The sequence below is a fragment of the Caulobacter sp. LARHSG274 genome (assembly GCF_052871235.1).
Map to the genome: position 1 here is coordinate 52777 of NZ_JBIXJO010000024.1, position 7013 is coordinate 59789.

7 protein-coding genes are annotated in these 7013 nt (G+C 67.8%); all 7 read left to right on the plus strand.

The window, feature by feature from the left end:
• Positions 1 to 170: 170 nt before the first annotated feature.
• Positions 171 to 1556 carry a glutamine synthetase family protein gene (locus ACIPQB_RS23840; RefSeq protein WP_446487731.1) on the plus strand — a complete coding sequence of 462 codons (1386 nt, stop codon included), beginning with the start codon at positions 171 to 173 and terminating at the stop codon, positions 1554 to 1556.
• A 229-nt stretch (positions 1557 to 1785) separates the two neighbouring features.
• Positions 1786 to 2880 (plus strand): ABC transporter substrate-binding protein, encoded by a 1095-nt coding sequence (locus ACIPQB_RS23845; RefSeq protein WP_446487732.1) that lies wholly within the window; start codon positions 1786 to 1788, stop codon positions 2878 to 2880.
• 174 nt (positions 2881 to 3054) lie between these two features.
• The gene (locus tag ACIPQB_RS23850) at positions 3055 to 3945 is read left to right on the plus strand and encodes an ABC transporter permease (RefSeq protein WP_446487733.1); all 891 of its coding nucleotides are present in this window, start codon (positions 3055 to 3057) and stop codon (positions 3943 to 3945) included.
• Positions 3946 to 3998: 53 nt separating this feature from the next.
• Entirely contained in the window at positions 3999 to 4799 is an 801-nt protein-coding gene (locus ACIPQB_RS23855) for an ABC transporter permease (protein WP_446487740.1), read from the plus strand.
• The gene (locus ACIPQB_RS23860; RefSeq protein WP_446487734.1) at positions 4796 to 4939 is read left to right on the plus strand and encodes a hypothetical protein; all 144 of its coding nucleotides are present in this window, start codon (positions 4796 to 4798) and stop codon (positions 4937 to 4939) included. Before ACIPQB_RS23855 ends, ACIPQB_RS23860 begins: the two co-directional genes overlap by 4 nt.
• Positions 4940 to 4991: 52 nt before the next feature.
• A complete protein-coding gene (locus ACIPQB_RS23865) occupies positions 4992 to 6062 on the plus strand; it encodes an ABC transporter ATP-binding protein (protein ID WP_446487741.1) in 1071 nt (356 codons plus the stop codon).
• Positions 6063 to 6240: 178 nt separating this feature from the next.
• A partial coding sequence (locus ACIPQB_RS23870) for a gamma-glutamyl-gamma-aminobutyrate hydrolase family protein (RefSeq protein ID WP_446487735.1) occupies positions 6241 to 7013 on the plus strand: 773 nt, incomplete at its 3' end.

The window sequence follows — 7013 nt, forward strand, 5'->3', positions numbered from 1 at the left end:
GGGGGCGCCCCCCCCCCCCCCCCCCCGGCCCCGCGGGTGGGGGGGGGGGGGGGGGGGGGGGGGCGCCCCACTACGGTGGCGGGGTTCGCTCCGGCCGTGATTCATCCTGAACCGCTGTCACCCCCAACCCCGACCCTTCCCCCATCAAGGGGGAAGGGAGAGAAACGCCCATGACACTCCCTTCGGTCGCCGACCCCCAGGAATGCCGCGACTTCCTCGCCGCCCATCCGCAGGTGAAGTATGTGGACGTGTTCTTCACCAGCATGACCGGCGTGCCGCGCGGCAAGCGGCTGCGGATCCACGAGCTGCAGGCGGTTTATGACTATGGCCGCTTCCTGCCCGGCTCGATCCTGGTGGTCGACACCCAAGGGGCCGATTGCGAGGACACCGGCCTGGTCTGGGAGGACGGCGACGCCGACCGCCGCGCCCGCCCCGTGCCGGGGACCCTGACCCTGGCCCCATGGCTGGGCGACGACATGGCCCAGGTCATGTTGTCCATGTACGAGCTGGACGGAACGCCCAACGACCTCGACCCGCGCCATGTGCTCCGGCGGGTGCTGGACCGCTTCGCCGCCGACGGCCTGATCCCGGTCGCCGCCTGCGAACTGGAATATTACCTGGTCGACCAGCAGCGCGGTCCGGGGGGCGAGCTGTTGCCGGCCCGTTCGGCCCAGACCGGCGAGCGGCCGCAGGGTATCCAGGTCTACGGCCTGCCCGAGCTGGAGGCCTTCGCCCCGTTCCTGCGCGAACTGTGGGACACCTGCGACGTGCTCGGTGTGCCGCTGGAAGGGGCGATCTCGGAATTCGCCCCGGCCCAGGTCGAGCTGACCCTCAAGCACAAGCCGGACGCCCTTGAGGCCGCCGACGACGCCCTGCGCTACAAGCGGGCGGCCAAGGGCGTGGCCCTGCGCCATGGCTGCGAGGCGACCTTCATGGCCAAGCCCTGGGCCGACCGGGCCGGCAACGGCTTCCACGTCCATGTCAGCTTCAACGACGCGGCGGGGAACAACCTGTGCGCGGCCGAGGATCCGGAGGGCTCGGACCTGCTGCGCCACGCGATCGGCGGCATGAAGGTGCTGATGGCCGAATGCATGGCGATCCTGGCCCCCAACGCCAACAGCTATCGCCGCTTCAAGGCCAACAGCTATGCGCCGGTGGCGCCGACCTGGGGGGTGAACAACCGCACGGTCTCGCTGCGGGTGCCGGCCGGGCCGCCGCCGACCCGCCACGTCGAGCACCGGGTGGCCGGGGCCGACGCCAATCCGTACCTGGTGCTGGCCGCGCTGCTGGCCTGCGCCCACCACGGGATCAGCCAGAAGATCGATCCCGGCCCGGCGGTGGTCGGCGACGGCTATGCGGCCGCCGCCCAGGAGAAGCTGCGGCTGCCGACCGACTGGTACGCGGCGGTCAACCTGTTCGAGGGCTCCAGCGTGCTGCGCGACTATCTGGGCGACCGGTTCGTGGAGATGTTCGTCTCGGTCAAGCGCACCGAGCAGGCCCGCTTCGCCGAGGTGGTCACGGCGCTGGATTATGACTGGTATCTGCGCAACGCCTGAGGGTTGCGAGGTGAGTAGGGAGCTTGAGTTGCAGGCCTGATCTCCCTTCCCCCTTGGTGGGGGAAGGGCCGGGGATGGGGGTGATGGGCGGTTCAGAAGGTGGCGCGGCCGAGTTCGGTCCCGCCGGCGCTGTCACCCCCACCCCCGACCCCTCCCCCATCGAGGGGGAGGGGAGAGCGATATTGGCATTATCCGTCATCGGACGAATTCAAGGGGAGACATCAAGGCCATGAGCATCAATCGCATTCTCGGCACACGCCGCTCGCTGCTGACGGCCATGGGCGCCGCGGCCATCGGCATCAGCTTCACCGCCTGCGGCGAGAAGGCCAAGGCCCCGGTCGCGGCCGGCGGGGAAGAGCCCAAGCTGAACTTCTACAACTGGGACACCTATATCGGCGAGACCACCCTGGGCGACTTCAAGAAGGCCTCGGGGATCGACGTCAATATGAGCCTGTTCGCCACCAATGACGAACTGTTCGCCAAGCTGAAGGCCGGCAACGCCGGCTATGACGTGATTGTGCCGTCCAACGAATTCGTCACCCGCATGGGCCAGGCCGGCATGCTGGAGCCCCTGGACCACGCCAAGATTCCCAACCTCAAGAACGTCGACCCGGCCTTCCTCAATCCGGACTACGACCCGGGCCGCAAGTTCTCGATGCCCTATACCTGGCTGGTGCTGGGCATCGGCTACCGCAAGAGCAAGGTGAAGGGCGTGCCCGACAGCTGGAAGTGGCTGTTCGACAGCGACCAGTACAAAGGCCGCATCGCCCTGCTGTCGGAGAGCGCCGACCTGATCCGCCTGGCCGCCAAGTACAAGGGCCACAGCGTCAACAACATCCCGCCCGAGCTGGTCAGCGAGATCGAGAAGATGCTGATCAAGCAGAAGCCCTATGTGAAGGCGTTCCACGACGACAACGGCCAGGACATGCTGGTGGCCGGCGATGTCGACCTGGTGCTGGAATATAACGGCGACATCGCGCAGGTGATGAAGGACGATCCGGACCTCGACTTCGTGATCCCCAAGGAGGGGTCGCTGATCAATTCCGACACCCTGTGCATCCCCAAGGGCGCGCCGCGGCCGGACAACGCCCACAAGTTCATCAACTTCATTCTCGACGGCCAGGCCGGGGCCGAGATCTCCAAGACCATCCTCTACCCGACCCCGAACGCGGCGGCCAAGGCGCTGATGCCGGCGTCCTACAAGGACAATCCGGTGATCTTCCCGCCCGCCGCGATCATGAGCAAGTGCGAGTACGGGGCGTTCGAGGGAGCCGAGAAGGCCAGCCTGTACGAGGAAGTGATCACCCGCGTGCGGGCGGCTTAGTCAAAGCCCTCCCCCTCGATGGGGGAGGGTTGGGTGGGGGTGTTGACGCGGCGCTCGGTGCTTGAGCGCCTTGGGCTCCGCGCCCCTTGCACTCGCTTGGACAGGCCGCGCGATCACCCCCATCCCCGACCCTTCCCCCATCGAGGGGGAAGGGAGCAGAAATGAGGTCAATCCATGGAGCAGAGCTGGAAAACGGCCAAGGGCGTGTTCGCCACGGCGCTGGCCGCGCCGCTGGTGTGGCTGGTGCTGTTCTTCCTCGCGCCGCTGGCGATCGTCTGGGCCTACAGCTTTGGCCACAACGAGGGCCTGACCCAGATCGCCATCACCGGCACCTTCAAGAACTACGCCCGGGCGATCGAGCCGCTGTACCTGAAGATCTTCCTGAAGTCGGCCTGGGTCGCGGCCCTGACCACGGGCCTGTGCCTGGTGATCGGCTTCCCGGTCGCCCTGGCCATCACCTTCGCCTCGCAGAAGGCCAAGACCTGGCTGCTGCTGCTGATCATGCTGCCGTTCTGGACCAACCTGCTGATCCGCACCTACGCGCTGATCGCCGTGCTGCGCGACGAGGGCTATATCAATAAGGGCCTGGAGGCGGTGTGGACCCTGGCGGCCAAGGTTCTGCCGCTGGCGCCGTTCCAGCCGGTCGAGATGATGCACACCAATTTCGCGGTGATCGTCGGCCTGGTCTATGTCCACCTGCCATTCATGGTGCTGCCGCTCTATTCGGCCCTGGATCGGCTGGACAAGTCGCTGCTGGAGGCCAGCCTCGACCTGGGCGCGGGCCACCTGCGGACCCTGTTCAAGGTGGTCGTGCCCCTGGCCTTGCCGGGCATCGCGTCCGGCGTGCTGATCACCTTCATCCCGGCCCTGGGCGCCTATCTGACCCCCGACCTGCTGGGCGGTCCCGACAGCCAGATGATCGCCAACGTCATCGAGCGCCAGTTCAAGCGCGCCAACGACTGGCCGTTCGGCGCGGCCCTGTCGTTCCTGCTGATGTACCTGACCTTCGTGGCAATCGCCGTGCAGGCGGTGGTGTCGAAGAGCAAGAAGGGGGAGCGGGCGTGACCAAGCTCCGCAAATCCCCGCCCGGCCCGCTGGAATATCTCCGCCGCTGGCAGATGCAGGCCTGGCTGGCGGCCGTGGGGGTGTTCCTCTACGCGCCGCTGGTCGCGCTGATGGTGTTCAGCTTCAACGACAGCCGGCGCAACATCGTCTGGAAGGGCTTCACGCTCAAATATTACGACAAGGCCTTCAACGACTCGGCGCTGATCGAGGCCTTCGCCAATTCCCTGACCATCGCGGGCCTGTGCACCGTGCTCAGCGTGGTGCTTGGAGCCATGGTCGCCCTGGCCCTGTGGCGGTTCCGCTTTCCGGGCAAGACGGTGCTGGACGGGGCCCTGGCCCTGCCGATCGTGGTGCCCGAGATCTGCATGGGCGTGGCGATGCTGGTGTTCTTCGCGCGGGTGATGCCCTGGCCGCAGGGCCTGCCGTGGCCGCTGAACCTGGGCGCCATCACCATCGCCCACGTCTCGTTCTCGTTCCCCTTCGTGGCGGTGGTGGTGCGGGCCCGGATGGCTAGCTTCAACCGCGAGATGGAGGAGGCGGCTCGCGACCTGGGGGCCGGCGAGTGGCGGACGATCTGGGACGTGATCCTGCCGCACATGGCCCCCTCGCTGGTGGCCGGCGCCTTGCTGGCCTTCACCCTCAGCCTCGACGACTTCGTCATCACCTTCTTCACGGCCGGACCCGACACGGTGACCTTCCCGGTCAAGGTCTATTCGATGGTGCGGTTCTCGGTGACCCCGGAGGTCAACGCCGCCTCGACGATCCTGATCGTCCTGACCGTGCTGCTGACGGCCGTGGCGCTGAAGCTGCAGGGGGATCCGGCCGGCGTGGCGGGACATGGGGAGAAGGCATGAGCTCGCTGTTCAACCGCCCCACCGCCGTCTTCCCGGCGAAGGCCGGGATCCAGATTCATCCGGAGCGGCTCGAGGGTTTCACCTGGGCCCCGGCCTTCGCCGGGGAAACGGAATTTTGGGAGCAATCGGGTGAGCGCTGAGACCAACCAACCCATCATCACCTTCGAGAACGTCACCAAGCGCTTCGGCAAGATGGTGGCCGTCGACAACGTCTCGCTCAGCATCCAGGAGGGCGAGTTCTTCTCGCTGCTGGGGCCGTCGGGCTGCGGCAAGACCACCCTGCTGCGGATACTGGCCGGGTTCGAGACCCCGACCGAGGGCCGCATCCTGATCGACGGCCAGGACGTCAGCCTGGTGCCGCCCAACAAGCGGCCGGTCAACATGGTGTTCCAGTCCTACGCCGTGTTCCCGCACATGAGCGTCGCCGACAACGTCGCCTACGGCCTGCGTGTCGACCGCGTCTCGCGGGCCGAATGCGACCGGCGGGTGGAGGAGGCGCTGGAGCTGGTGCAGTTGCACGGCCTGGGCGGCCGCAAGCCGGACCAGCTGTCCGGCGGCCAGCGCCAGCGGGTGGCCCTGGCGCGCGCCCTGATCAAGCGGCCGCGGGTGCTGCTGCTCGACGAGCCGCTGTCGGCGCTGGACGCCAAGCTGCGCGACCAGATGCGCACCGAGCTGTGCACCCTACAGCAGAAGGTCGGGATCACCTTCATCATGGTCACCCACGACCAGGACGAGGCCCTGGCCCTGGCGACCCGCTGCGCGGTGATGAACCGCGGCCTGCTGCAGCAGGTGGCGGGGCCCAGCGACCTCTACGAGTTCCCCAACAGCCGGTTCGTGGCCGACTTCATCGGCAGCGTGAACCTGTTCGAGGGCATGCTGGCGGTCGACGAGCCCAGCCATGCGGTGGTGAAATCCCCGGATCTCGACTGCGACATCTTCCTGGACCACGGCGTCACCGGCCCGCGCGGCGGCACGGTCTGGGCGGCCCTGCGGCCCGAGAAGATCGAGCTGCACAAGCGCCCCGAAGGCGGCGCGCCGCCGAACATGGGCGACTGCCCGCACGGCCAGAACGCTGTGGCCGGGGTGATCCGCCACGAAGCCTATCTGGGCGGCCAGAGCGTCTATGAGGTCGAGATCCAGAGCGGCCGCAGGATCAAGGTCACCCGCTCCAACCTGACCCGCTGGGATCAGGAGGACTTCAAGCTCGGCGAAGCGGTGTGGCTCGGCTGGCACGCGTGCTCGCCGGCGGTGTTGCTGTCGTGATCTACGCCCAGACGCTTTCTCCCTTCCCCCTTGAGGGGGGAAGGGCTGGGGATGGGGGTGAACGCGCAGCGTTCATCCGGTCTTCGCGGAGGGTGCGACGGGGCGCGGTAGAACGCTGCGCGTTCACCCCCATCCGACCCCTTCGGGGCCACCTTCCCCCCTCAAGGGGGAAGGAAGCATGACCGCCCGCCCCGTCGCCGGGATCATCTGCTGCACCCGAACCGTCGGGACCGAGCCGGCCCAGGCGGTGATGAACCGCTATGTCGCCAGCGCCATGGCCTATGCCGACGCCGCGGCCCTGCTGGTCCCGTCGATGCCGCAGTTGATGAAGGCCTCCGAGGTCGCGTCCCGCCTGGACGGCCTGATGCTGACCGGCAGCCCCTCCAACCTCGACCCGACTCTCTACGGCCAGGACGTCCCCGATGCGCCAGGCCCGTTCGACGCCGGCCGCGATACAATGACCGCCGACCTGATCCAGGCCATGCTCGACCAGGGCAAGCCGGTGTTCGGGGTCTGCCGCGGCTTTCAGGAGATCAATGTCGCGTTCGGCGGGACCCTGCGCCGGGACATGGCTGTCAGTGATGATCTGCTCGATCACCACGCGCCGGACGACGCCGATTTCGACGCCATGTTCGAGCATGAGCACAGGGTCCGCCTGACCCCCGGCGGGGTGCTGGCGACGGCGTTCGGCGTCGAGGTCGCCACGGTCAATTCGGTGCACTACCAGGGTATCGACCGGCTGGGCGAAGGCCTGGCCGTCGAGGCCCGCGCCCCCGACGGCGTGGTCGAGGCGGTGTCGGCCACCGTCAACGCCGCGCCGGTCCTGGCCGTACAATGGCACCCCGAATGGCGTCCCGAGCGCAACCCGCAGAGCCAGGCGTTCTTCCGGCTGTTCGGCCGGGCGCTGCGAAAACAGCAACTTGTTCCCCTCCCCCTTGATGGGGGAGGGGC